Origin of the sequence: Citricoccus parietis (assembly GCF_042433045.1) — a bacterium.
Lineage (GTDB): Bacteria > Actinomycetota > Actinomycetes > Actinomycetales > Micrococcaceae > Citricoccus > Citricoccus parietis.
Genome location: NZ_JBHLWH010000005.1, coordinates 168007 through 192575 on the forward strand (window position 1 = coordinate 168007; position 24569 = coordinate 192575).

Below are 24569 nucleotides of genomic sequence, written 5' to 3' on the forward strand. Positions count from 1 at the left end.
GGATGAAGCGGGATGATGCTGGTGTGGTGCGGGAACTGGTCGAGTCTAGGCCTGTTCGGCGCGGACCAGGATGGCCCCCGAGTCGGGACAGTAGGCCAGCGTCTCCACGGGCGTCTGCTCGATCTGGGCCAGGTCGGCGGGACTCAGCGGCATGCCGGAGGCCTCAGACCGGTTGCCGACGAGCCGGGCCGCGCCGATCCCGCCGTTGCGTTCCCGGATCTTGTCATAGCGGGCCACCAGCTCGGTGGGCAGGGTGGCGGCGAGGGCCTTGCGCTGGCCGGTGAGCTCGTTTCCCTCGGCCGCGACGCCGGCCGCCTCCTCCTTGAGTGCGGCTCCGCGTTCCTGCGCTGCCGCCTGGGCCGCGGCGAGGCGGCGCTGGGCCTCGGCGTCGGCCGCCTCGGACTGCTCGGCGGCCTCCATGGCCTCCAGCTCGGTGCCCTCGTGCTCGTCCTGCAGGGCCTTGAGCGTCTGAAGCTCGTGCATCATGTTCTCCAGGTCCTTGGCGGACCCCTGCCCGGCATCGAGGCGCTTCTGGTTGCGGTCCCGGCGTTCCTGCACACCCGCCACCGTGGCTTCCGCCGTCCGGACCGCCTCCCGGGCCTCGGCCAGGGCGGTGGCGGACTGCTCGGCGGCCCGTTGACGGTCGGCCAGCTCCTGCTGGAGCCGGGCGTAGTCCGGGTCCTGGCGCAGTTGCTGCATGCGGTGCCGGGCCCGGTCGAGGGCCGTGTCCAGCTGCTGGAGTTCCAGCAGGCGCATCTGGTCGGCGAGGGGGACGGTGGGGGCGTTGCTCATGGTGGTGTCCTTACGGTTCGGTGGTCACGGCCCGGGCGTCAGGACGAAGTCCCAGGGGTCGGAGTTGTACGAGCTCACGGCGATCTCCACGTCGAAGCCGCGATCGGTGAGCAGGGTGTCCAGTGCCTCGGCGGCCGCGGGCAGCCACAGCCATTCACTGCCGAAGTGGGAGACCTCCACGAGGTAGGGGCGGCCACCGGTCAGCCGGGCGGCCTCCCGCAGCTCAGAGGCGGGATGGTGGCGGAGGTCCGCGGTGACGTAGACGTCCGCCTGGGCGGCGCGGACCTGGTCGAACAGGCTGTCCCCGGCCCCGCCGCAGACGGCGACGGTCTGGATGATGCCGTCCCGGTCACCGGCCACCCGGACCCCTCCGGCGACGGCGGGCATGGCCCCGAAGACCCGGGCAGCGAACTCGGAGAGCGTGAGCGCCTGGGGCAGGCGCCCCACCCGGCCGAGGCCCTCCTCGGGCAGTCCGCCGGGCGTCGGGGCCAGCGGCACGACGGATTCCAATCCGAGGATGTCTGCGATGACGTCCGAGACCCCGCCGACGGCGGAGTCCGCATTCGTGTGGGCGGTGAGCAGTGCGCAGCCTCCCTCGATCAGGGTGTGGACGGCCTGTCCCTTGAAGCCGGTGGCGGCCACCGAGGTCACGCCGCGCAACAGCAGGGGGTGGTGGGTGACGAGCAGCTGGGCGCCGGCTCCCACGGCCTCGTCCACCACGTCCTGGACGGGGTCCACCGCGAAGTGGATCCGTTCCACCGGCCGCTCGGGGCGGCCGGCCACCAGCCCGGTGGCGTCCCAGGGCTCGGCCAGGGAGGCCGGCCACAGCTCCTCGAAGCACTCCAGCACCTGGGCAAGGGTCGGCGTCGCGGTGTTCGGGGTGTTCGCATCCGTGGCGTGGGTCTCGGCGCTCATGGTGCCATTCTGCCTGACCCGGGAATGAACGCGGCCAGCGTGGTGCTGTAGGGGAATGTGAGTGATCTCGACAACGCCCCTGAAGCCACAGATGCCACCGACGCCACCGTTGCCAGCGCCGCCCCGGCCTCCGAGGGCCAGCGCCCGTCCCACCGCGTGCTGACCATGGCCGGCGGATGCTTCTGGTGCCTGGACGCCGTCTACCGGCGGATCCGCGGGGTGACCTCCGTGGAGTCCGGGTACACCGGCAGCGACTGGCCGAACCCCACCTACGAGTCCGTCTGCTCGGGACGCACGGGCCATGCCGAGGCCGTCCGCGTCGGGTTCGACGAGTCCGTCGTCGGCGCGGACCTGATCCTGGACCTCTTCTTCACCGGACACGACCCGACGACCCTCAACCGACAGGGCCACGATGTCGGCACCCAGTACCGTTCAGCCCTGTTCCCGGCTGACGCGGCAGACGAGAAGCTGTACCGCTCGGCCATCCGGCGCAACCAGGAGAATTGGCCGGACCCCATCGTCACCACCATCGAGCCGCTCAGCACGTGGTACCCGGCCGAGGACTTCCACCAGGACTTCTATTCCAACCGCCCGGACGTGGGCTACTGCCACGTGATCATCACCCCGAAGCTGGCGAAGGTGCGCCAGCGTTACTCGGAATGGCTCGTGGAACCCTCGGAGAGCATCGGCCTGTCATAGGCTGAAGTCAGCACTGTTTTACTGCCGTCTCCCGGCTTGCCCACGCCCGCCGTTTCTGGAAGGAACACCGTCTTGGCCAACATCCTGAACAACATCACCGAAGCCATCGGCAACACCCCGCTGATCATGCTCAACCAGTTGACGGAGGGTCTTCCCGGCAAGGTCGCCGTCAAGGCCGAGTTCTACAACCCGGCCAATTCCGTCAAGGACCGCATCGGCCGCTCCATCGTGGACGCCGCCGAGGCCTCCGGTGAGCTGAAGCCCGGCGGGACCATTGTGGAGGGCACCTCCGGCAACACCGGGATCGCCCTGGCCATGGTGGGCGCGGCCCGCGGCTACCAGGTCATCCTCACCATGCCGGAGACCATGTCCAACGAGCGCCGCGTGATGCTGCGCGCCTACGGGGCCGAGATCGTGCTGACCCCGGGCGCCGACGGCATGCGCGGAGCCCTGGAGAAGGCCCAGCAGATCGTCGCCGAATCGGACAACGCCATCTGGGCCCGGCAGTTCTCCACTCAGGCCAACGTCCAGGCCCACTACGACACCACGGGCCCGGAGATCTGGAATGACACCGACGGCACCGTGGACATCCTGGTGTCCGGCATCGGCACCGGCGGCACCATCACCGGAGCCGGCCGCTACCTCAGGGAGCAGAAGCCCGGGATCGGCATCGTGGCCGTGGAGCCCTCCGACTCCCCCATCCTCTCCGGCGGCAAGCCCGGGCCGCACAAGATCCAGGGGCTCGGCGCCAACTTCGTCCCGGAGGTCCTGGACACCGAGATCTACGACGAGGTCTACACCGCCACGCTCGAGGAGTCCGTCAGCGTCGCCCGCACGATGGGCACCCGCGAGGGCATCCTCGGCGGCATCTCGGCCGGCGCCATCGTGTCCGCCGCCCTCGAGATCGCCAAGCGCGAGGAGAACCGGGACAAGCTCATCGTGGCGATCGTCCCGGACTACGGCGAGCGGTACATCTCCACCGTCCTGTTCGAGGACATCCGGGGCTGACCGACTGGTCTTGCTCTCCCCTCCCCGGCATCCGGCGCCAGTCCGGAGCCAATCGATCGAAAGGCCACCAGTGGGTTTCCTGTCCCGACTGAAGGAAGACATCGCGAATGCCCGGTCCCATGACCCGGCGGCGCGTGGGAACCTGGAGGTCGCCGTCGTCTACTCGGGTCTGCACGCCATCTGGGCCCATCGCCTGACGCATCAGATGTGGCAGCACGAGAAGCTCAAGACGCCGGCGCGGGTGCTCTCCCAGGCCGCCCGGACCCTGACGGGCATCGAGATCCACCCCGGGGCGACGATCGGCCGCCGGTTCTTCATCGACCACGGCATGGGCGTGGTCATCGGCGAGACCGCGGAGATCGGGGACGACGTGATGCTCTACCACGGGGTCACCCTCGGCGGGCGCTCCCTGGAGCAGGTCAAGCGCCACCCTACCCTGCATGACGGCGTGGTGGTCGGGGCCGGGGCGAAGATCCTGGGCCCGGTGGAGATCGGGCAGGGTTCCTCGGTCGGCGCGAACGCGGTGGTGGTCAAGGACACCCCGGCGGACTCGATCGCCACCGGTATCCCCGCGACCTTCCGGCACCGTTCCCCCAAGGAGCATCAGCCGGCCGTGGACCCGGCGGAGTACGTGGACCCCGCCATGTGGATCTGACCGGCGCAGAACCGAGAACAAACCCCCACCCCGGTACGACGACGGCCGGCACCTTCCGCGGAAGGTGCCGGCCGTCGTCGTGCTCCGTGGTGTCGAGGGCTGGGCCTCAGGCCTCGACCTCGCTGCGGTCACCCGACCACAGGGTGTGGAAGGTGCCCTCACGGTCGGTGCGGCGGTAGGTGTGCGCGCCGAAGTAGTCGCGCAGGCCCTGGGTCAGGGCCGCGGGCAGGCGGTCGCGGCGCAGTCCGTCGTAGTAGGACAGGGCCGAGGAGAACACGGGCACGGGCACGCCGGCGGCCACGGCGGTGGCGACCACGCGGCGCCAGGCCGGCAGCGCCGCGGCGATCGCATCCCGGAACTCCGGGGCGAACAGCAGGTTGGACGGCTGGCCCTCGGCGGTGGTGCCGGGTTCCGGGTGGCGGGTGGTGTCCCGGCCGCCGAACGCCTTCATGATGACGTCGAGCAGGTCGGCGCGGATGATGCAGCCGTCCCGCCAGAGCGAGGCGATGGTGCCCAGGTCCAGCGACCAGCCGTATTCGGCGGCGGCGGCGGTGAGCATGTCGAGGCCCTGGGCGTAGGAGACGAGTTTGGAGGCGTACAGCGCCAGGCGCACGTCCTCCACGAAGGCCTCACGGTCCGCGTCCTGCGGGGCGGTGACCGGGTCGGTGCCCGCGGCCAGCACCTGCTGGGCGGTGGCACGGATTTCGGGCTGGCTGGACAGTGAACGGGCGAAGACGGATTCGGCGATCGCCCCGATGGGCGAGCCGAGGTCCAGCCCCGAGATGGCGGTCCAGCGGCCGGTGCCCTTCTGGCCGGCCTGGTCCACGATCACGTCCACGAGGGGCTTGCCGGTCTCCGCGTCCACGTGTCCGAGGACCTCGGCCGTGATCTCGATCAGGTAGGACGCCAGGTCGGTGGAGTTCCACGAGCGGAAGATGCCGGCCTGGTCGGCCGGCTCGATCCCACCCACCGAGCGCAAGAGGTCATAGGCCTCGCCGATGACCTGCATGTCCGCGTACTCGATGCCGTTGTGGACCATCTTGACGAAGTGACCGGCGCCGTCGGTGCCGATCCAGGCGCAGCACGGATCGCCCTCGTAGTGGGCGGAGATGTCCTCCAGCAGGGGGCCGAGTGCCTCGTAGGACTCCTTCGGCCCGCCGGGCATGATCGCCGGGCCGTTGAGCGCGCCCTCCTCGCCGCCGGACACGCCGATGCCGACGAAGTGCAGGTCCTTCGCGGCCAGGGCGGCCTCGCGGCGGCGGGTGTCCTCGTAGTGGGAGTTGCCGGCGTCGATGACGATGTCACCGGGGGCCAGCATCGGCACCAGCTGGTCGATCACGTCATCCACCGGCTGGCCGGCCTTGACCATGATCAGCACGCGGCGCGGCACGGCCAGGTTCTCGACCAGTTCGGTCAAGGTCTCGGTGGGGATGAAGGTGCCCTCGCTGCCGTGCTCGGCCACGAGCGCATCGGTCCGGGCCCGGCTGCGGTTGTGCAGGGCCACGGTGTAGCCGTTCCGCGCGAAGTTCCGGGCCAAGTTGGCCCCCATGACCGCTAGTCCCGTGACGCCGATGTCAGCCTTCATGCCATTCCTTCCCAGCACGCTCGGTGCTGCTACCAACAGGGAGTGGGCCGCCGCCCCTGGAGGGACGGTGCGACCGTGCTCCAGCCTACGCGGTCGCAGGCCCCACCCCTCGCCGATCCGGGCTGCGCCCAGCGCGGGGTCGGCCGGCTCAGGATCAGTCCCCGACGGCGTCGCGTCCGCGGCGGACGATCAGCGGGTCGGGGGTGCCGATGACCTCGTGGTCCTTGCCGTCGTACTCGAACTGGGTCAGGAAGTACCGCATGGCGTTGAGCCGCGCCCGCTTCTTGTCATTGGAGCGGATGGTGGTCCACGGGGCGTGGTCGGTGTCCGTGTGGAGGAACATGGCCTCCTTGGCGGCCGTGTAGTCCTCCCAGCGGTCCAGTGACTCCAGGTCCATCGGGGAGAGCTTCCACTGACGCACCGGGTCGATCTGCCGGATGGCGAAGCGCGTGCGCTGCTCGGACTGGGTCACGGAGAACCAGAACTTGGTCAGGTGGATCCCGTCATCCACGAGCATCTTCTCGAACAGCGGCACCTGGTTCATGAAGGTGGTGTACTGCTCGTCCGAGCTGAACCCCATGACCCGCTCCACGCCGGCGCGATTGTACCAGGAGCGGTCGAAGAGCACGATCTCGCCCTCGGTCGGGAAGTAGTTGATGTACCGCTGGAAGTACCACTGACCCTGCTCACGGTCCGAGGGCTTGTTCAGCGCCACCACTCGTGCGGTGCGGGGGTTCAGATGCTCGGTGAAGCGCTTGATGGTGCCGCCCTTGCCGGCGGCGTCCCGGCCCTCGAAGACGATGATGTGCCGCTGGTTGGTGTCCTCGCCCCAGTACTGCAGCTTCAGCAGTTCGATCTGCAGCTTGTACTTCTCGAGCTCATACTCCTCGCGGGACAGCCGCGACTCGTAGGGATAGTCCTCCTGCCAGGTCTCCACGGCCCGGCCTCGAGGGTCGATCAGGTCCGGGTCCGGAGTGTGCCCGTCGGAGACGGTGTATCCGCCGTTGCGCAGCTTGTCGATGAACTCGCGCAGGTTCTCCCGCGGGGCATCAGGGTTCATCAGCATGTGGTCTCCTTCTACGCCGGGCTGGGCCTTCATTCTCCATCATCGGACGGACGCGTGACGGACCACGACCTCTTCTGCCGATCCCCCGGTGAACAGACCGTGAACAGTCCCAGAGACGACGACGGCCGGCCGCGTGCTGCGGCCGGCCATCAGTACGTCTGGGGGCAGGGTGTCAGAGGGCCACGGCATACGGCGGACGCTGCAGGTCCTCGGCCAGGGCCTCGGACGGGTCCGTCCCGAGGTCCACGATCCGGTTGTCCGCGTCCACGTGCACGACGGCCGGCACGAACGAACGGGCCTCGGCGGCTTCCATCTGCGCGTAGGTGATGAGGATGACGGTGTCCCCCACGTCCACGAGATGCGCTGCGGCGCCGTTGATGCCCAGCACCCCGGATCCGCGTTCACCGGCGATGGTATAGGTCTCCAGCCGTGCCCCGTTGGTCACGTCCACAATGGCTACGAGCTCGCCGGGGAGGATGTCCGCGGCATCGAGCAGGTCTTGGTCCACGGTCACGGAGCCGACGTAGTGCAGGTCGGCGTGGGTCACGGTGGCCCGGTGGATCTTGGACTTGAACATGGTGCGGGTCATGGCCATGTGGCGTGCATCCTTTCAGATGGCTGGACTTCCCGTAGTGCCTTCTTCAACGGTCAAGGAGCTTCCCGTATTCCGGAAGCAACCCTCTATACTAACCTGCTCACCACGCTCGCAGCCAGGGTTCTCGGCCTCCAAGCACCCCTCGGGCACCGCTGCAGGCCGCCGGTACCGTGTGACTATGGCCGACTCCCGTTCCACCCCCTCCTCCACCTCTCCCTCCGCCCCGACTCCTTCGGAGTTGCCGAGCCAATCGGCGCGCACGTGGCTGGTGACGGGAGCTACCCACGGCGTCGGCCTGGAGGTGGCTCGCGAGGCCGCCCGTGCGGGGGCGCGGCTGGTGCTTCCGGTCCGGGACGTAGGTCGGGGACAGGCCGTGGCGGGAGAACTGCGTCGGCTCGGAGCCGAGGTGGTGGTAGGCCACCTGGACCTGGCCGACCTGGCCTCCGTCCACGCTTTCGCGGCCGGCCTGGACGAGCCCCTAGACGTCCTGGTCAACAACGCCGGCGCGGTCACCCCGCGTCGCCGCGAGACCACCGACGGATTCGAGATGATCCTCGGCACCAACTTCCTGGGGCCTTTCGCCTTGACCAACCTGATTGCCCGGCACCTCCGTGGGCGGGTGGTCGTCGTCGGTTCAGGGGCACACCACGGCGGGCACGTCGATGCCGCCGACCCGCACTTCCGGCACCGCCGCTGGAGCATCGCGGCGGCCTACGCCCAGTCCAAGCTCTGCGACATGCTCTGGGCTCGCGCGCTGCAGCACCGTTTGACTGCCCAGCCGGGCACCGTTGACGTCCAGCTCGCCCATCCGGGCTGGGCCGTCACCAACATCCAGAATGCCACCGGCGTGCCCGTCCTCGACCGCGCCGTCACGGGCGCCTGCCGCCTGATCGGCCAGTCGGCAGCAGACGGGTCACTGCCGGTCCTGGAGGCCGCCGTGACCGGCCTGCCGGCGCTGACCTATTTCGGTCCAGACGGCTTCCGCCAGTGGCGGGGCAGGCCCGAACCACAACGCACCTCGGCACTGGCCCGCGACGATGCCGCGGCAGAGGCGATCTGGGAGCTCGGGGTACGGGAGACCGGCACTGACCTCTCGGCGGCCGACGCCTGATGGAACCGACTGCTGACGCTCCCTTGCTGACCTGGGAACAGGCCGGGGTGACGGCATCCGCCACGTGGTGGTCTGCCAATGGCCGGCCGGCCCCCAAGAAACTGGTCGCCGTCGATGACCGGCTCACCACCGTCCAGGCCGTGAAGTATGCGGCCCAGGGCACCGCCATGCTGTGGCTGGGCGACTTCCACAACGCGAAACAGATCCTCAGCGCGATCGATCGACGCCTGGCCAAGGGTAAGAGCGGCGAGGCGGCACCACGGCCCGCTATCGGCGATGCGGATGCCTTCTATCGCCTGCGCCAAGCCCGCGCTCAGCGCTCGCGGATGATGTCTTTGATTCTGGTGCCGCTCACGTTCGAGGCACCAGGAGGTTCGGCCACGGTGCCTTTGCCCCGCGCCCCACAGGTCGGACCCGCGGTCGATTTCGCCTACGCGCGGCAACCAGGCTTCGGTGCGGGTCACGCTGTGGTGAGTCTGCAGGAGCTGACCGGCGTCCAGAGCGCTTACCAGTGGTACCTGACCGGCATCGACATCCCCGCCGTGAACGGGAGGATCCATCCTCACTACGGCACGTTTCTGCCCACCCGCCACGAGTATGTCGACCTGGTGGCCCAGGCACCGTTGAGCAACCCGGAGCTCGCGTTCGATGTGGGCACCGGCACGGGACTACTGGCCGCCGTGCTCGTGAACCGTGGCGTGAAGAAGGTGGTGGGGACCGACATCCACCAGCGTGCGGTGGACTGCGCGAACGAGAACTTCGCCCGGCTGGGCCTCCAGGAAGCCGCCGAAGCTCAGCTGACCAGCATGTTCCCGGACGGTCGGGCGCCACTCATCGTCTGCAACCCCCCGTGGTTGCCGGGTAGCGCGACGACCACACTCGACGCTGCTGTGTACGACCCCGGCAGCACCATGCTGCTGCAGTTTCTGGACGGACTACCGCACCACCTCACGGACGACGGCGAGGGCTGGTTGGTCCTCTCGGACCTGGCCGAGGTCCTCGGACTACGCAGCCGTCAGCTGCTACTGGACGCCATCGACCAGGCGGGGCTTGAGGTGATCGATCGTCTCGACACGACACCCCGCCATCAGCGAGCCACCGACCGCTCGGACCCCCTCCACGCCGCCCGCTCGCGGGAAGTCACCTCGTTGTGGCGACTACGGACGAAGCGGCCGGGCCGCCTCCCACCCGTGTGAGCCGTCGAGGGCGGCTTCCGCCGGGAGTGCGAGGAACACCGCCACGAACAACGGGAGCCCGGCCAATGGCCGGACTCCCGTTCAACTGTCACCGATGACTCGACTCAGGTGTAACCCATGTCCCGACTCATCTCAGGGTGGGCCCAGAGGGACTCGAACCCCCGACCCCTTCGGTGTAAACGAAGTGCTCTAACCAACTGAGCTATAGGCCCTGAAGCGTCCATGCTAGCCCAGATGCTCCTCAAGCCGCCGCTGCTCCCCCGCGCCGGCTTGGACCCGGGCGAGCACCCTGCCGTCGAAGTCCATCAGGACGCTGCTGCGCCGCGCGCGGCCGGTGGTCTCATTGAATTCACCGACGGCGCGGGCCGCAGCCCCATGGGGCCAGAAGTCAGACAGCAGCGGGGTGCGGATCCCGGTCTCGTCCGCGACCTTGCGCAGCACGGAGGCGGAATCGCAGGCCACCACCCGGAGCCCGACGCCGGCCGGTGCCAGCCGCTCGGCCAGCTCGTCCACCCAGCCGAGTTCGGCGGTGCACACCGGTGTGAAGGCCCCCGGCAGGAAGAACAGCCAGCAGCGGGTGGGCGCGGCGCCGTCGTCGTGCATGGTCCCGCGACCGGTGCGGAGCGCGTCCGGAGACGGCGGCACCACGGGGGGCCACGGCCAGAGCTGGCCGTGCTGGTCCCGCAGGGCCGGCGGGTCCGCGGGAGTCTCCCGGTCCCCCGCCGGACCGGTCACAGGTTGCGCTTGGCCACCAGTCGGGTGGCGGACCAGTCCGCAGAGACCCCGGCGGTGGTGGTGACGTGCAGGCCGGCCGTCGGCGCCGCCTCGGCGATGTCCGCCGGCGGCACGTGGCCGTCACGGCCGTTGCGCGGTGTGAGCAACCACAGCGCCCCACCGGTGTCCAACGTGGTCTGCGAGTCCATGAGGGCATCGGCCAGGTCGTCGACGTCTCCGTCCGCCTCCCGCCACCACAACAGGACGGCGTCGACCGGCTCCTGGTCCTCCTCGGTCAACAGCTCGCTGCCGAGCTCGTCCTCGAGCGTGTTCCGGAAATCGAAGTCGATGTCCTCGTCAAAACCGAGTTCCTGGACCAGTTTGCCTTCGGAAAGGCCCATCTTCGCGGCCGGTCCATCACTGGTCTCCGCAGTACGCCCTAGGGCGGGGGCGGAGTCTGGCTGGTTCACATCTCTCCTTGACTGTTGCGTGGTACCCATGTGGGCATCATCTCACCAGATTACGTCCTCGCGGGCACCATGGGCCATGCGGGGTACGCAAGCCTGCATCCGGGGCCCGTCAGGTTATACAGTCTTGGGTGGAACCAGAGGACCCGCCACTGACCATCCAGCCGGACGATCCCGGTGTGGACCGCGGGCCCACCAGACCAGCGGAGACCATCCGCCGACAGAGAGGTTGCCGTGAGCGCAGCTGAAGAGAGCTCCCACATCCTGAGCGGACTGACCAACCAGATGTCAGACAAGGACCCGCAGGAGACGGCAGAGTGGATCGAGTCCTTCGACGGACTCGTGGAAGAGCGGGGCACGGAGCGCGCGGAGTACATCATGCGCCAACTCCTACAGCGGGCCGGCACCAAGTCGGTCGGCGTACCGATGGTCACGACCACGGACTACGTCAACACGATCCCCGTGGACCAGGAGCCCGAGTACCCCGGAGACGAGGAGCTCGAGCGCCGCTACCGCAACTACCTGCGGTGGAATGCCGCCATGATCGTCCAGCGCGCCCAGCGCGAGGGGGTCGGGGTCGGCGGCCACATCTCCTCCTACGCCGGTCTGGCCACCATCTACGAAGTGGGTCTGAACCACTTCTTCCGCGGCCAGGACCACCCCGGCGGCGGCGACCAGGTCTTCTTCCAGGGTCACTCCTCCCCCGGCAACTACGCCCGGGCCTTCCTCGAAGGACGTCTCACGGAAGAGGAGCTCGACGGTTTCCGCCAGGAGAAGTCCAAGGCGCCCAAGGCACTGCCGTCCTACCCGCACCCGCGCATGCTGAACGACTTCTGGCAGTTCCCCACCGTGTCCATGGGCCTCGGTCCGATCAACGCGATCCACCAGGCGCAGTTCAACCGCTACCTGCACAACCGCGGGATCAAGGACACCTCCGACCAGCAGGTCTGGGCCTTCCTCGGCGACGGCGAGATGGACGAGCCGGAATCACGCGGCGCCCTGCACATCGCCGCCAATGACAAGCTCGACAATTTGAACTTCGTGGTCAACTGCAACCTGCAGCGCCTCGATGGCCCCGTCCGCGGCAACGGCAAGATCGTCCAGGAGCTGGAGGCCTACTTCCGCGGCGCCGGCTGGAACGTCATCAAGGTCCTCTGGGGCCGCGAATGGGACCAGCTGCTGGACCAGGACGACGAGGGCGAGCTCGTCCGCATCATGAACGAGACCCTCGACGGCGACTACCAGACCTACAAGGCGGAGTCCGGCGGCTTCGTCCGCGACCACTTCTTCGGCCGCTCCTCGGTGACCAAGGAGATGGTCGCCGACATGACGGACGATGAGATCTGGGGCCTCAAGCGCGGCGGACACGACTACAACAAGGTCTACGCCGCCTACCAGGCCGCCATGGAGTACAAGGGCAAGCCGACCGTCATCCTGGCGCAGACCATCAAGGGCTACGGCCTGGGTCCGCACTTCGAGGGCAAGAACTCGACGCACCAGATGAAGAAGCTCACGGTCGAGGACGTCAAGCTGTTCCGCGACCGCCACCGCATCCCCATCACGGACGAGCAGATCGAAGCCGACCCGTACAACGTGCCGTACTACCACCCGGGTCCGGACGCACCGGAGATCAAGTACATGATGGAGCGGCGCCAGAAGCTGGGCGGGTTCCTGCCCGAACGCCGTACGGACTACGACAAGATCCCGATGCCGCCGGAGGCGACCTACAAGCACGCCCGCAAGGGCACCGGCAAGCAGCAGGCGGCCACCACCATGGCCTTCGTGCGCCTGCTCAAGGACTTGATGCGGGACAAGAACATCGGCAACCGCATCGTGCCGATCATCCCGGACGAGGCCCGCACCTTCGGCATGGACTCGTTCTTCCCCACGGCGAAGATCTACAACCCCAAGGGTCAGAACTACCTGTCCGTGGACCGGGACCTGATGCTGTCCTACAAGGAGTCCACGTCCGGCCAGCTGTACCACGTGGGCATCAATGAGGCCGGCGCCACCTCGGCGATGACCGCCGTGGGCACGTCCTACTCCACGCACGGCGAGCTGATGATCCCCGTGTACATCTTCTACTCGATGTTCGGCTTCCAGCGCACCGGCGACGCCTTCTGGGCTGCCGGTGACCAGCTGGCCCGGGGCTTCGTCATCGGCGCCACCGCCGGACGCACCACCCTGGCCGGCGAGGGCACGCAGCACATGGACGGCCACTCGCCGATCCTGGCCGGCACCAACCCGGCGGTGAAGCACTACGACCCGGCGTTCTCCTTCGAGATCGCGCACATCGTCCGCCAGGGCCTGGAGGACATGTACGGGGAGCATGACCGCGGGGACGACGTCCGCAACGTCATGTACTACCTCACCGTGTACAACGAACCGATCATCCACCCGAACGAGCCGGAGGACCTGGACGTGGAGGGGCTGCTCAAGGGCATCTACCGTTACAGCCAGGCCAACGCCGACGTCACCGGGCCGAAGGTCCAGCTCATGGGTTCCGGCGTATCCGTGCCGTGGGTCATCGATGCGGCCAAGATCCTCGCCGAGGAGTGGAACGTGGCCGCCGACGTGTGGTCCGTGACCAGCTGGAACGAGTTGCGCCGTGACGCCGTGGCCGCCGAACGTGAGGCGATGGAGAACGCGGAGGGCAAGGCCCGCATTCCCTACCTCACGCAGAAGATGGCCGACACGGAGGGCCCCGTGGTGGCCACCACGGACTACGCCACCCTGGTCCCGGACCAGATCCGCCCCTTCGTCCCGAACGACTTCGCCACCCTGGGTGCGGACGAGTTCGGCTTCGCGGACACCCGCGCCGCAGCCCGCCGCTACTTCCTCATCGACACCCACTCGATGGTCGTGAAGGCGCTGCAGATGCTGGAGAAGGACGGCAAGGTCGATGCGGGCACCGCGGCCGAGGCCTACCGCAAGTACCGGATCGACGACGTCAACGCCGGCACCACCGGCAATGCCGGCGGCGATTCCTGACCTCGTCCCCAGGGACCCCTGTCCGGGCTCGTCCGGCTCCCGACGACGGCCGGTGAGGTGCACAGCGCACCTCACCGGCCGTCGTCGTCCTTGTGGGTTTCCCACAATGCACCCGTGTCACGCGCGTCACGATGCCCCTTCCGGGGCACTATGCTCGAGTGCATGTCCGACGCGCGCAGCACCCCACCGCCGCGCAAGGTCTCCGAGGAGTCCCTGCGCCGGCTGCGGGCCCATCTGGGCGTACTCAACACCGCGACCCTCCAGCGTCTGGACTCCACGCTGCCGTGGTACCGGAAGCTGACACCGGATGAGCGCTCCTCCCTCGGACTCATCGCCCAGCGCGGGCTCACCGGGTTCCTGTCCTGGTTCGAACGTCCCACCACCTCGATCAGCACCGTCCTCGGGGAGGTCTTCGGCGGGGCCCCCACCGAGCTGACCCGGTCCATCAGCCTGCAGCGGGCCCTCCAGCTGATCCGCACGGTCGTGGATGTGGTGGAGGCCCAGGTACCCGGGATCGTGCAGGACCGGGACCAGATCCTGGTGCGCGAGGCCGTTCTGAGATACTCGCGGGAGATCGCCTTCGCCCTGGCTGATGTCTATGCCCGTGCCGCCGAGACCCGCGGCGCCTGGGACAGCCGGAACGAGGCGGTCCTGCTGGACGCCGTGCTGCGCGGTGAGGCACCGGACGAGATCCTCTCCCGGGCCACGGCGGCCGGCTGGAACGGCGACAAGGGGATCATGGTGATGGCCGGGCCGACTCCCTCCGCCGACCTGCCCACCCGCCTGGCCGGGGCACGGCGCACCGCGGTCCGCGCCGGCCACGACCTGCTGGTGGGAGTCCAGTCCGAACGGATCGTCCTCGTGGTCGGCGGCGTCACCGATCCCAGCCAGGCCGCACTCGCCCTGACGGCCTGGTTCGGTGACGGCCCGGTGGTCTACGGCCCCCTCTCCGACAGCCTGGTGGATGCCCACCGCAGCGCTCGAGAGGCCCTCGCCGGACTGGCCGCCGCCGCCGCCTGGCCCCGCGCACCCCGCCCCGCCCATGCCCAGGACCTGCTGCCCGAACGTGCCCTGCACGGAGACCAGGCCGCCATCGACGTGCTGGTCCAGCGCGTCTTCACACCCCTGCAGGCAGCCGGCAATTCGCTGTTGGAGACGGTGGACGCCTACTGCGAGCTGGGACATTCCCTGGAGGGCACCGCCCGGGAGCTGTTCATCCACGCCAACACCGTCCGCTACCGGTTGCGGCGGGTCAGCGAGATCACCGGCTGGGATCCCCTGTCCCCGCGGGACGCCTATGTCCTGCAGACCGCCCTGGTCGTCGGTCGCCTGCCGCCCGCTCCCGGAACCACCTTGTAGGAATCCTCCAAAACACGACGCGGAGCTTGGTGTCCCCACCGCCCCGGAACCCGGTCACGGTTTTGACACAGTTAAGGACATGCTTGCGATCGTGTGCCCCGGACAGGGCTCCCAGACCCCCGGGTTCCTCACACCATGGCTCGAGCTGGACGGCATGGCCGGCCTGCTCGCCGAGTGGTCCACCGCCACCGGGGTCGACCTGACCGCCCACGGCACCGTGTCGGATGAGGCCACCATCAAGGACACGGCCGTGGCCCAGCCCCTCATCGTGGCCGCCGGCCTGCTGGCTGCCCGGGCCCTGAACCTGAACTCCGTCCCCGCTGCCGGATGGATCGCGGCGGGTCACTCCGTGGGTGAGATCACCGCGGCCGTCCTGGCCGGTGTCCTCCCTGCGGACGAGGCCTTGGAGTTCGTCCGCATCCGCGCCACCGGAATGGCCCAGGCGGCCGCGGCCGAACCGACCGGGATGTCCGCCGTCCTCGGAGGCGACGCGGACGAGGTCCTGGCCGCCCTCGACGCCCAGGGACTCGTACCGGCCAATGTCAACGGCGGGGGCCAGACCGTCGCCGCCGGCTCGGCTGCCGCGCTGGCCGCCCTGGCCGAGAATCCGCCGGCCAAGGCCCGCGTCATCGCCCTCAAGGTCGCCGGCGCCTTCCACACCCCGTACATGGCCCCGGCCGTCCCGGTCCTGACCTCCTACGCGGACGGGCTGGCCCCCCGGGACCCGGCCGTCCCCCTGCTGTCCAATCGTGACGGGCTCGCTGTGGAGACCGGGCGGCGGTTCGTGGACCAGCTCGTGGACCAGGTGACCCGCCCGGTCCGCTGGGACCTCTGCATGGACACCCTCCGGGACTCCGGCGTGACCGGCATCCTGGAACTGCTGCCGGGCGGCACCCTCACCGGGCTGGCCAAGCGCGCCCTGAAGGGGACGCCCACCCTGGCGGTGAAGTCCCCTTCGGACCTGGACGCCGCCCGGGACTTCATCGCCGAGCACGGCGTGGCCACCACCGGCACGGCCGACTGACCGGACGCCGGACACACGGGGACCTCCCGGGGTCCGCGCCCTACCCACCCAGACTGCATCCGAGAATCCCGAGGACATCATGACCACCACCCTGAAGCAGTACGAGCCCGTCGCCGGCAGCCGCATCCTCTCCGTGGGCGCCGCGCGCGGCAACCTGGTGGTGACCAATGAGGACATCGCCGGGCCGATCGACTCCTCGGACGAGTGGATCCAGAAGCGCACCGGCATCGTCACCCGCCGCCGGGCGGACCGGGACCTGTCCCTGCTCGACCTCACCACCCAGGCGGCCCAGGAGGCCATCGACAAGGCCGGACTCACCGGGGCGGACATCGACGCCGTGATCGTCTCGACCGTCACCTCCCCCTACGCGACCCCCTCGGCCGCCGCCGCGCTGGCCCACAACATCGGCGCCACCCCGGCACCGGCCTTCGACATCTCCGCCGCCTGTGCCGGCTACTGCTACGGCGTGGCCCAGGCCGACGCGCTGGTGCGGTCCGGCATGGCGAAGCACGTGGTGGTCGTCGGTGCCGAGAAGCTCTCCGACTTCATCGACGAGACGGACCGCTCCATCTCCTTCATCCTGGGCGACGGCGCCGGGGCCGTGGTGGTGGGCGCGTCCGAGGAGGCCGGCATCTCCCCCAGCGTCTGGGGCTCCGACGGTGAACGCTGGGAGACCGTGAGCATGACCCGCTCGATGCTCGACCTGCGTGATGCCGTGGAGACCGCCCGGAGGACGGGAGACACCTCCGCCCTGACCGATCCGGAGTCCAAGCTCTGGCCGACGCTGCACCAGGACGGGCCGAGCGTGTTCCGCTGGGCCGTGTGGTCCATGGCCAAGGTGGCCCAGGAGGCCCTCGACAAGGCCGGTGTCCGCGCCGAGGACCTGGCGGCCTTCCTGCCGCACCAGGCCAACGAGCGCATCATCGACGAGATGGCCAAGCAGCTGAAGCTTCCGGACACGGTGACGATCGGCCGGGACATCAAGGAGACGGGCAACACCTCCGCCGCCTCGATCCCCCTGGCCATGCACCGGGTCCTGCAGGAGGACCCCTCCCTCAGCGGGGGCCTGGCCCTCCAGATTGGTTTCGGCGCCGGGCTGGTCTACGGCGCCCAGGTGGTCCGGCTCCCCTGAGCCGCTCCCCCTGACCTGACCTCCACGTCAACCGACGCTGGATCAACCACCATCATCCACACTGAAGGAGCCACCATGGCAAACAAGGAAGAGATCCTCGCCGGCCTCGCCGAGATCGTCAACGAAGAGACCGGCCTGGAGTCCGAAGAGGTCCAGCTGGACAAGTCCTTCACCGATGACCTGGACATCGATTCGATCTCGATGATGACCATCGTGGTCAACGCCGAGGAGAAGTTCGACGTCAAGATCCCGGACGAGGAAGTCAAGAACCTCAAGACCGTGAACGACGCCGTCGAGTTCATCGCCAACGCCCAGGGCTGACCTGCCGTTGGACCACAGCGACCGGTGAGGGAACCGGCCGGCGGACAGACGGACTGTCCCGACGCCGGCCGGCCCCTCCCCCGGCTCAGGGCCACTCCCAGCCCCTCACCAACCACTCGTTCGGGTCCACCGACCCGGTAGACCAAAGGTAGAAACATGAACCGCACAGCCGTGATCACCGGGCTCGGTGCCACGACACCCATCGGCGGTGACGTCCCGACCCTGTGGCAGAATGCCCTCGCCGGAACCGCGGGTGCCCGCCCGCTGGAGCAGGAATGGGTCGCCGAGTACGAGTTGCCGGTGACCTTCGCCGCCCAGGTGTCCACTCCGGTGTCCGAGACGCTCTCCAAGGTGGAGATGAAGCGGATGGACCCCAGCACCCAGTTCGGGATGGTTGCCGCCCGTGAGGCCTGGGCCGACGCCGGACTGGCCGTCGGGACGGACCAGGACAGCTCCGTGGACCCGGATCGCTTCGCGGTGTCCTTCGGCACCGGCATCGGCGGCGTGTGGACCCTGCTCGACGGCTGGGACACCCTGCGGAACAAGGGCCCGCGCCGCGTGCTGCCCATGACCGTGCCCATGCTTATGCCGAACGGTCCGGCCGCGGCCATCAGCCTCGCCCTGGGCGCCCGTGCCGGCGCCCGGACCATGGTGTCCGCCTGCGCCTCCGGCACCGAGTCCCTCGACATCGGTCTGGAGCTCATCCGCTCCGGCAAGGCGGACGTGGTGGTCTGCGGCGGCGCCGAAGCCGCCATCCACCCGCTGCCGATCGCCGCCTTCGCCTCCATGCAGGCCCTGTCCCGGCGCAACGACGAACCCGAGCGTGCCTCCCGCCCCTATGACAAGGACCGTGACGGCTTCGTGCTCGGCGAGGGAGCCGGCGCGCTGGTCATCGAGTCCGAGGAGCACGCCAAGGCCCGTGGAGCACGCATCTACGCCGAACTGGCCGGTACGGGCGTCACCTCGGATTCCTATCACATCACCGCTCCCGAGGCCGAGGGGCTCGGAGCCTCCCGCGCTCTGACCCTCGCGCTGGAATCGGCCGGTGCCGCGCCCACGGACGTCAGCCACGTCAACGCCCACGCCACCTCCACCCCGGTCGGAGACCGCCCGGAGTACCTGGCCATGAGGTCCGTCTTCGGCGGCCACCTGGACGAGGTGGCCGTGTCCGCCACCAAGAGCCAGACCGGGCACCTGCTCGGCGCCTCCGGTGCCATCGAGTCCGTGCTCTCCGTGCTGGCCGTCTACCACGGCCGGGCCCCGGTGACCATCAACCTCGAGAACCAGGACCCGGAGATCCCGCTGAACGTGGTGACCGGTCAGCCCCGTGAGTTGCCCCAGGGCGCCCGCGTGGCGGTCAACAACTCCTTCGGGTTCGGCGGCCACAACGCCGTGTCCCTGTTCCGGAGCGTCTGACGCCGGGTCCGCACCCCGCGCCCGTCACCGGATTAACGGCAGAACCCGCCAGGATCACCTGGCGGGTTCTGTCGTTCTGGGAGGAAAGGGGCAACTCAGAAGCGCGGCTCCGGCGTCAGTTCAAGCGGCGGCTAGTGAAGCATGCCTGTGGCAGCGGCCGATGCTGCGACCGTGGAGGGTTGCTAGCCGACCTGGTGCAGCCAGCGCACCGGAGCACCCTCGGCAGCCTGGCGGAAGGGCTCGAGCTCCTCGTCCCAGGCCTCGCCCAGGGCCAGGCTCAGCTCGTGGAAGACGGCCGAGGGATCGCCACTGCCCTGTTCGTACGCGTAGCGGATGCGGTCCTCAGACACCATGATGTTGCCCGTGACGTCAGTGGTGGCATGGAAGATGCCCAGTTCGGGAGTGTGGGACCAGCGGCTGCCGTCCGCTCCAGCGGAGGCCTCTTCAGTGATCTCGTAGCGCAGGTGGGCCCACCCGCGCAGGGCGGAGGCCAGCCGGGCACCCGATCCCTGGGGCCCGGTCCAGACGATCTCGGCTCGATAGGCACCCTGGGATGCCGGTTGCGCCGTCCACTCGAGCCGGTCCTGGGCACCGAGGACCGAGCCCACCGCCCACTCGATGTGCGGGCATAGCGCGGCCGGGGCCGAGTGGATGTACACAATTCCACGGACCATGGTTTCAGACATACGTTCCTCCCAGTGCTGTGCGGTACGTCTTCCCCAACGACCCCACAGGCGGGTGAACCACAGGGGTTCCCGGGAGGCAGCGACCTGCGCTGAATGCCTCGATATATTCAGTTACTGAAGCTGTTGCCGGAAGCTCCGAGGTCAGTCGAAGGAATGACACCGGTGTGCTTCCGGGACCATTGTGCCCCACAACTGCGTCCAGAGCCAAGATCGACACCCGGTCAGGCCCGCGGATGCGCCTGGCGGTACCCCTCGCGCAGCCGTTCGACCGAGATGTGCGTGTATAGCTGCGTGGTCTGCAGGGAGGAGTGGCCGAGCAGTTCCTGCACACTGCGCAGGTCTGCGCCGCCGTCGAGCAGATGGGTGGCTGCCGTGTGACGCAGCACGTGGGGACCACGGGCAGAGGTGTCCCCGAGTCCGGCCAGGGCCCGGTTGACGACCTCACGGACCTGGCGTACACCCAGGCGTCCGCCCCGGACACCCAGGAACAGGGCGTCCCGGGCTGGTCCTGAGGCTGAGGCTGAGGGCGGATGATGGCCAGTCGGGTCACTGGCCATGAGGACCCGGCGGCCGTGATCGAGCCAGCGTTCGAGGGCGGCCGCCGCAGACGCACCGAAAGGGACCGTCCGCTGCTTGCCGCCCTTACCGGTGACCACCAGCGTGCGGCGTTCATGGTCCACGTCCTGACGGTCCAGACCCACGAGTTCGGAGACGCGCAGGCCGGTCGCATACAGCACCTCCAGCAGGGCGGCGTCCCGCAGGGCCACGGCCCGTTCCCGGGTGCCCTCCGGCGCGGGCTCCCCTGCGGTGTCCAACAGCCGGCCGGCCTGGTCGGCACTCAGCGCATCAGGCAGCGTGCTGCTGCGCTTCGGGGAGCTCAGCCGGAGCGACGGGTCCTGTTCGAGGTGTCCCTCACGCACGGCCCACGCCATGAAGACCCGCACGGCGGCCGTTTTTCGCGCGAGCGTGGACCGCGAGCGCCCGGCTGCGGACAGCCGGCCCAACCAGCCGCGCAGGTCGGCCAGGTCGAGTCCGCCCAAGACCTCCGGCCAGGCTCCCTCAACGGGGTGCAGCCGCTCGTGTTCGGCCACCTCAGTGATGAGGCCTTCCACATCCGAGAGGTAGGCGCGCACGGTCTGGTCCGAACGGTTGCGTTCGTGCATCAGGTGGTCGGCGAAGCCCTCGACCCAGGCGCGGTCCCGGGCCGCGAGCCGGGGCGACGTCCCGGTTCGCGCGGAGTGCGGTGCAGTGGAAGAGGACATGGTCCCACTCTGCCACCGAGCCGTCTCCTGCCGGGGCTACGACTCCCCTCCTGGGTCACTGTCAGTCTGGCCGCCCTGCCGTGGTCGCTGCCATTGTCTCCACCGTTGTCTCCGCCGCTATCCCAGCCGTTGGCTATGCCGCTGTCATTTGACCTCGGTCGCGCTGCGGCGCCAGCCGGACTCCCGTTGCTCGGCCAACGATTGGCGTTGGAGCTTCTTCAGGGTGCCCATGACCGTGCCGGGGCCCAATCCGGCCACGGCACAGAGTTTGTCCACCGGCGCGGCCTTGCGGAGGGGCAGCGCCTCATAGACCAACAACTCCTCCACCGTGAGGTGATCATGGGGTCGAGCATCGCTCGGCGAACCACCCGAAACCACCGAGCCACCCAAGCCACCTGTACCTCCAGGGCCTCCAGCATCTCCAGCGACTCCAGAGCCGGCCCCGTGCAGTGCCGACCCTCGACCGCCAGCGGCATGCTCGGCATCGCCGCCGCCCGGTATCAGGGCCAGGGCCTCCTCCACGTCACTGACGACGACTGCGGGGGATTCCCGGAGCAACCGGTGGCAACCGGCGGACTGCGGGGAGGTCACCGGCCCGGGGACCACCCCGACTTCCCGTCCCAGGCCCAAGGCATGACCGGCCGTGTTCTGCGCGCCGGAACGCCACCGCGCCTCCACCACCAGCACGGCGGCGGACAGAGCCGCGATGATGCGGTTGCGTTGCAGGAACCTGTGCCGGGTCGGGCTGGCACCTGGTGGCAGCTCGGACAGCAGCAGCCCCTGGGCCACCACCTCTCGCAGCAGGTCCTCATTGCCAGCCGGGTAGTAGCGGTCCAGGCCTCCGGCCATGACCGCCACCGTCGGTGGCGTTCCCGTGCCGGAGGCCAGTGCGGCCCGGTGGGCCATGGCGTCGATCCCGTAGGCCCCTCCGGACATCACCGTCAGTCCACGTGCGGCCAGCCCGCCCGCCAGGTTCCTCGTCACCGACTGCCCATAGCCGGTGGCGTCACGGCTCCCCACCACGGCCAGGGTGGAGCTGCCGCGGGGAACAGGTCCTGCACCCCGGAACCACAAGGCCACCGGGGCGGCCGGCCCCAGGTCGTCCACCCCGCTGGGCCATCCGGGATCCTCCGGGATCAACAATCCGCCGCCCAATCGGTCCAGCGAGGCCAAGTCGCGTTCGGGAGCGAGGCTCGAGGCGCGGGCCGCCCACCCGGCCAGGGACGTGGTCCAGGTCCGCTCGGTCAGTGTCACGCCTTCCGAGGCAAGGACCAGCCTCAGGTCCTGCCGCTCATCGGTGCCCGGGCTGTCCCGCCCGGTGAGGATCTGGACCGCACGCGCGGCACCCCAGACCCGGACTGCGGTGCCACCCAGAACCGATCCCGGCTCGAGCAGCCGGGTCAGCGCCGCCCGGGCGATGCGCAGTTCGTCGGTGGCCCTCGCCGGCGTCGTGTTCCCGCTCATGTCCTCTCCCGTCATCTCGTCGCCGTCTCCCCTACCGTCGTTCATGCGTCGCCCTCCCCTTGGCTTCGACGCCGCAGATACAGGGCCGCGTCCACGTCTTCCGCCTCCGGCCGGTCCGCATCCCGCAGGTCGGCCATGGTCCAGGCCAGGCGCATGACGCGGGCATGACCCCGGGCAGTGAGTTCTGCTCGATCCAGGGCCGCATCGGCTCCGGCGCGTGCCCTGGGCTCGATGGCCAACGGCCCCTCCCGCAGCACGGCTGCCGGGATGTGGGCATTGCGGGACAGTCCGAAGGGCCTCAGCCGCGCGGCCTGCCTCTCGACCGCAGGCAGGATGCGGCCCCGGACGGTGGCCGAGTCCTCTCCTCCGGCCCCGGAGGTCAGGGCAGCCGCATCCACCGCCGGAACCGTGACCTGGATGTCCACCCGATCCAAGAGGGGGCCGGACAGTTTGGCCGTGTAGCGCCGCCGTTGCAGGGATGTGCATCGGCACTTGCTGCCGCGCCCGCCACCCCAACCGCAGGGGCAGGGGTTCGCAGCGAGCACCAGTTGGAAGCGGGACGGATAGCGCACCGCCCCGGAGGCCCGGTGCAGGGTGATGGCGCCGGACTCCAGGGGCTGGCGCAGGGCATCCAGAACCCGCCGGTCGAACTCGGGGGCCTCATCCAGGAACAGCACACCGCCGTGCGCCAGGGACGCGGCCCCGGGACGGGCGATGCCTGAGCCACCGCCCACCAGGGCCGCCATGGAGGCGGAATGGTGGGGCGCCTGGAACGGGGCCCTGCGGATCAGCCGGGCCGCTTCCTGGGGCCGTCCGGTCAGTGACCGTACCGCGGTCGCCTCCAGCGCTGTCTGGTCGTCCAACGGCGGCAGGATGCCGGGCAGCCGTTCGGCCAACATCGTCTTGCCCGCCCCCGGACTCCCCTCCAACAACACATGATGTCCCCCGGCGGCGGCCACCTCCAGGGCAAAGCGGGCCTCGAACTGTCCCGCGACCTCCGAGAGATCGGGTTCGTGTCCCCCAGACAGAGAGACGGACGTGGTCCTGTCCTCGCCATCCGACGCCGGTGCCGGCTCCGGCACGGCGCTGGCCAGCGGCGGCTCCGGATCCCCGCCGAAGGCCCTGATCACCTCATGCAGCGAGCGGAAACCCCGCACCCTGGCGCCGGGCACCAGGGAGGCCTCATCCGCCGATTCCTCGGCCACCACGACGTCCGGATACCCCGATTCGACCGCCGCCATCACGGAGGGCAGGATCCCCGGCGCGTGGCGCAACCGGCCGTCCAGCCCCAGTTCAGCGAGGAACACGGGCCCGTGCACGCCGTGCACCTGGCGGTCGGCGGCATAGGCCGCCATCACGATCCCCAGATCGAATCCGGGCCCCCGTTTGTGCAGTGCTGCCGGGACCAGGTTCACGGTCAGGTGCCTCCGCGTCAGTGGCAGTCCGGAATTACGGGCGGCGGCCTTGATGCGGTCCCGGCTCTCCTGGAGCGACTGGTCCGGCAGGCCGAGCAGGACGAAGCCGGGCAGCGTCTGGCCGATGTCCGCCTCGACCTCCACCAGGTGGCCGTGCATGCCGGTGAGCGCCACGGCGAGGGTCCGTCCCATGACGGCGGCCGCGCTCATGGGCGGATGTCCTTGAGGACCTCGACGGTCAGGCCGCCACCGGCCGGCAGCAGGACGGAGACCGCGTCCACCCTCCAGCCGGCCAACCGCCGCAGCTCCGGGTGCGCCGCCGCCCATTGGAGTGACAACCGGTACAGCCGGCGGAGTTTGCGCGCGTTGATGGCCTCGAAGGGGTGGCCGTAGCCGATGCCGCGGCGGGTCTTGACCTCCACCGCCACCCACCAGCCCTGGTGGATCCCCACGAGGTCGAGTTCACCGTCCGGGCAGCGCCAGTTGCGGTCCACGATCTCGTAGCCCTGGTCCTGCAGCCACCGGGCGGCCACGTCTTCCCCGAAGCGACCGAGTGCCGTGTGGGCTGATGATTGCTGCGGCCGGCGACCGGCCGCGGTGGATTGCGCCATTGATGTACCTCCACGCACCAGCCTGCTCGCTGACAGGGCCGCGTGGGGCGTGGCGGGCGGCCACTGTGGATGCTTCGGGCGAACC

The 24569-nt window shown here is 69.5% G+C and carries 23 protein-coding genes and 1 tRNA gene; 11 read left to right on the top strand and 13 right to left on the bottom strand.

Features of this window, described 5'->3' with window-relative positions; all coding sequences use genetic code 11:
- Positions 1 to 45: 45 nt before the first annotated feature.
- Both ACFFIO_RS01585 and ACFFIO_RS01590 read right to left on the bottom strand, forming a co-directional pair.
- Positions 46 to 792: a zinc ribbon domain-containing protein gene (locus ACFFIO_RS01585; RefSeq protein ID WP_378039925.1), complete on the bottom strand. Its 747-nt coding sequence runs from the start codon at positions 790 to 792 to the stop codon at positions 46 to 48.
- Between the two features lie 24 nt (positions 793 to 816).
- Positions 817 to 1707, bottom strand: coding sequence for a Nif3-like dinuclear metal center hexameric protein (locus ACFFIO_RS01590; RefSeq protein WP_378039926.1), 891 nt, complete (start codon positions 1705 to 1707; stop codon positions 817 to 819).
- 165 nt (positions 1708 to 1872) lie between these two features.
- On the opposite strand from ACFFIO_RS01590, the gene msrA reads away from it, so the two are divergent.
- The 3 genes from msrA to epsC all read left to right on the top strand — a co-directional run bounded on the left by msrA (position 1873) and on the right by epsC (position 4069).
- The gene (gene msrA, locus ACFFIO_RS01595; protein ID WP_378040003.1) at positions 1873 to 2406 is read left to right on the top strand and encodes a peptide-methionine (S)-S-oxide reductase MsrA; all 534 of its coding nucleotides are present in this window, start codon (positions 1873 to 1875) and stop codon (positions 2404 to 2406) included.
- 72 nt (positions 2407 to 2478) lie between these two features.
- Positions 2479 to 3414 carry a cysteine synthase A gene (gene cysK / locus ACFFIO_RS01600; RefSeq protein WP_378039927.1) on the top strand — a complete coding sequence of 312 codons (936 nt, stop codon included), beginning with the start codon at positions 2479 to 2481 and terminating at the stop codon, positions 3412 to 3414.
- A 70-nt stretch (positions 3415 to 3484) separates the two neighbouring features.
- The gene (gene epsC, locus ACFFIO_RS01605) at positions 3485 to 4069 is read left to right on the top strand and encodes a serine O-acetyltransferase EpsC (RefSeq protein WP_378039928.1); all 585 of its coding nucleotides are present in this window, start codon (positions 3485 to 3487) and stop codon (positions 4067 to 4069) included.
- Positions 4070 to 4175: 106 nt separating this feature from the next.
- On the opposite strand, the gene gnd is transcribed toward epsC, so the two are convergent.
- The 3 genes from gnd to panD all read right to left on the bottom strand — a co-directional run bounded on the left by gnd (position 4176) and on the right by panD (position 7309).
- Positions 4176 to 5654, bottom strand: a complete 1479-nt coding sequence (gene gnd / locus ACFFIO_RS01610) for an NADP-dependent phosphogluconate dehydrogenase (RefSeq protein ID WP_378039929.1) — start codon at positions 5652 to 5654, stop codon at positions 4176 to 4178.
- Between the two features lie 154 nt (positions 5655 to 5808).
- Complete coding sequence (gene ppk2 / locus ACFFIO_RS01615) at positions 5809 to 6720, bottom strand: polyphosphate kinase 2 (RefSeq protein ID WP_378039930.1); 912 nt, start codon at positions 6718 to 6720, stop codon at positions 5809 to 5811.
- Between the two features lie 172 nt (positions 6721 to 6892).
- Positions 6893 to 7309 carry an aspartate 1-decarboxylase gene (gene panD, locus ACFFIO_RS01620; protein WP_378040004.1) on the bottom strand — a complete coding sequence of 139 codons (417 nt, stop codon included), beginning with the start codon at positions 7307 to 7309 and terminating at the stop codon, positions 6893 to 6895.
- Between the two features lie 184 nt (positions 7310 to 7493).
- On the opposite strand from panD, the gene ACFFIO_RS01625 reads away from it, so the two are divergent.
- Positions 7494 to 8426, top strand: a complete 933-nt coding sequence (locus tag ACFFIO_RS01625; RefSeq protein ID WP_378039931.1) for an SDR family NAD(P)-dependent oxidoreductase — start codon at positions 7494 to 7496, stop codon at positions 8424 to 8426.
- Entirely contained in the window at positions 8426 to 9622 is a 1197-nt protein-coding gene (locus tag ACFFIO_RS01630) for a methyltransferase (RefSeq protein ID WP_378039932.1), read from the top strand. The genes ACFFIO_RS01625 and ACFFIO_RS01630 overlap by 1 nt, the downstream gene beginning before the upstream one ends.
- A 138-nt stretch (positions 9623 to 9760) precedes the next feature.
- Here the strand turns inward: ACFFIO_RS01630 and ACFFIO_RS01635 are convergent.
- The 3 genes from ACFFIO_RS01635 to ACFFIO_RS01645 form a co-directional block, all read right to left on the bottom strand.
- A tRNA-Val gene (locus ACFFIO_RS01635) sits at positions 9761 to 9834 on the bottom strand.
- Positions 9835 to 9847: 13 nt separating this feature from the next.
- On the bottom strand, positions 9848 to 10357 hold the full coding sequence (locus ACFFIO_RS01640) for a redoxin domain-containing protein (RefSeq protein WP_378039933.1): 510 nt from the start codon (positions 10355 to 10357) through the stop codon (positions 9848 to 9850).
- Positions 10354 to 10737 (bottom strand): DUF3052 domain-containing protein, encoded by a 384-nt coding sequence (locus ACFFIO_RS01645; protein WP_236558134.1) that lies wholly within the window; start codon positions 10735 to 10737, stop codon positions 10354 to 10356. The genes ACFFIO_RS01640 and ACFFIO_RS01645 overlap by 4 nt, the downstream gene beginning before the upstream one ends.
- 300 nt (positions 10738 to 11037) lie before the next feature.
- On the opposite strand from ACFFIO_RS01645, the gene aceE reads away from it, so the two are divergent.
- The 6 genes from aceE to fabF all read left to right on the top strand — a co-directional run bounded on the left by aceE (position 11038) and on the right by fabF (position 19046).
- Complete coding sequence (gene aceE, locus ACFFIO_RS01650) at positions 11038 to 13794, top strand: pyruvate dehydrogenase (acetyl-transferring), homodimeric type (RefSeq protein WP_504381506.1); 2757 nt, start codon at positions 11038 to 11040, stop codon at positions 13792 to 13794.
- Positions 13795 to 13956: 162 nt separating this feature from the next.
- Positions 13957 to 15153 carry a PucR family transcriptional regulator gene (locus ACFFIO_RS01655; RefSeq protein ID WP_378039934.1) on the top strand — a complete coding sequence of 399 codons (1197 nt, stop codon included), beginning with the start codon at positions 13957 to 13959 and terminating at the stop codon, positions 15151 to 15153.
- 79 nt (positions 15154 to 15232) lie between these two features.
- A complete protein-coding gene (locus tag ACFFIO_RS01660) occupies positions 15233 to 16177 on the top strand; it encodes an ACP S-malonyltransferase (protein WP_378039935.1) in 945 nt (314 codons plus the stop codon).
- 79 nt (positions 16178 to 16256) lie between these two features.
- Positions 16257 to 17309: a beta-ketoacyl-ACP synthase III gene (locus ACFFIO_RS01665; protein ID WP_188803107.1), complete on the top strand. Its 1053-nt coding sequence runs from the start codon at positions 16257 to 16259 to the stop codon at positions 17307 to 17309.
- A gap of 75 nt (positions 17310 to 17384) precedes the next feature.
- On the top strand, positions 17385 to 17630 hold the full coding sequence (locus ACFFIO_RS01670; protein ID WP_188803109.1) for an acyl carrier protein: 246 nt from the start codon (positions 17385 to 17387) through the stop codon (positions 17628 to 17630).
- A 156-nt stretch (positions 17631 to 17786) separates the two neighbouring features.
- Positions 17787 to 19046, top strand: a complete 1260-nt coding sequence (gene fabF, locus ACFFIO_RS01675; protein ID WP_378039936.1) for a beta-ketoacyl-ACP synthase II — start codon at positions 17787 to 17789, stop codon at positions 19044 to 19046.
- Between the two features lie 182 nt (positions 19047 to 19228).
- Here fabF and ACFFIO_RS01680 read toward each other — a convergent pair whose 3' ends face one another.
- The 5 genes from ACFFIO_RS01680 to ACFFIO_RS01700 form a co-directional block, all read right to left on the bottom strand.
- Positions 19229 to 19732, bottom strand: a complete 504-nt coding sequence (locus ACFFIO_RS01680) for a DUF3145 domain-containing protein (protein WP_378039937.1) — start codon at positions 19730 to 19732, stop codon at positions 19229 to 19231.
- A 221-nt stretch (positions 19733 to 19953) separates the two neighbouring features.
- Positions 19954 to 20994, bottom strand: coding sequence for a tyrosine recombinase XerC (locus ACFFIO_RS01685; protein ID WP_378039938.1), 1041 nt, complete (start codon positions 20992 to 20994; stop codon positions 19954 to 19956).
- A gap of 144 nt (positions 20995 to 21138) precedes the next feature.
- The gene (dprA, locus tag ACFFIO_RS01690) at positions 21139 to 22503 is read right to left on the bottom strand and encodes a DNA-processing protein DprA (protein WP_378039939.1); all 1365 of its coding nucleotides are present in this window, start codon (positions 22501 to 22503) and stop codon (positions 21139 to 21141) included.
- Positions 22500 to 24083, bottom strand: a complete 1584-nt coding sequence (locus ACFFIO_RS01695) for a YifB family Mg chelatase-like AAA ATPase (protein ID WP_378039940.1) — start codon at positions 24081 to 24083, stop codon at positions 22500 to 22502. The genes dprA and ACFFIO_RS01695 overlap by 4 nt, the downstream gene beginning before the upstream one ends.
- Positions 24080 to 24484: a YraN family protein gene (locus ACFFIO_RS01700; RefSeq protein ID WP_378039941.1), complete on the bottom strand. Its 405-nt coding sequence runs from the start codon at positions 24482 to 24484 to the stop codon at positions 24080 to 24082. The genes ACFFIO_RS01695 and ACFFIO_RS01700 overlap by 4 nt, the downstream gene beginning before the upstream one ends.
- Between the last annotated feature and the right edge of the window lie 85 nt (positions 24485 to 24569).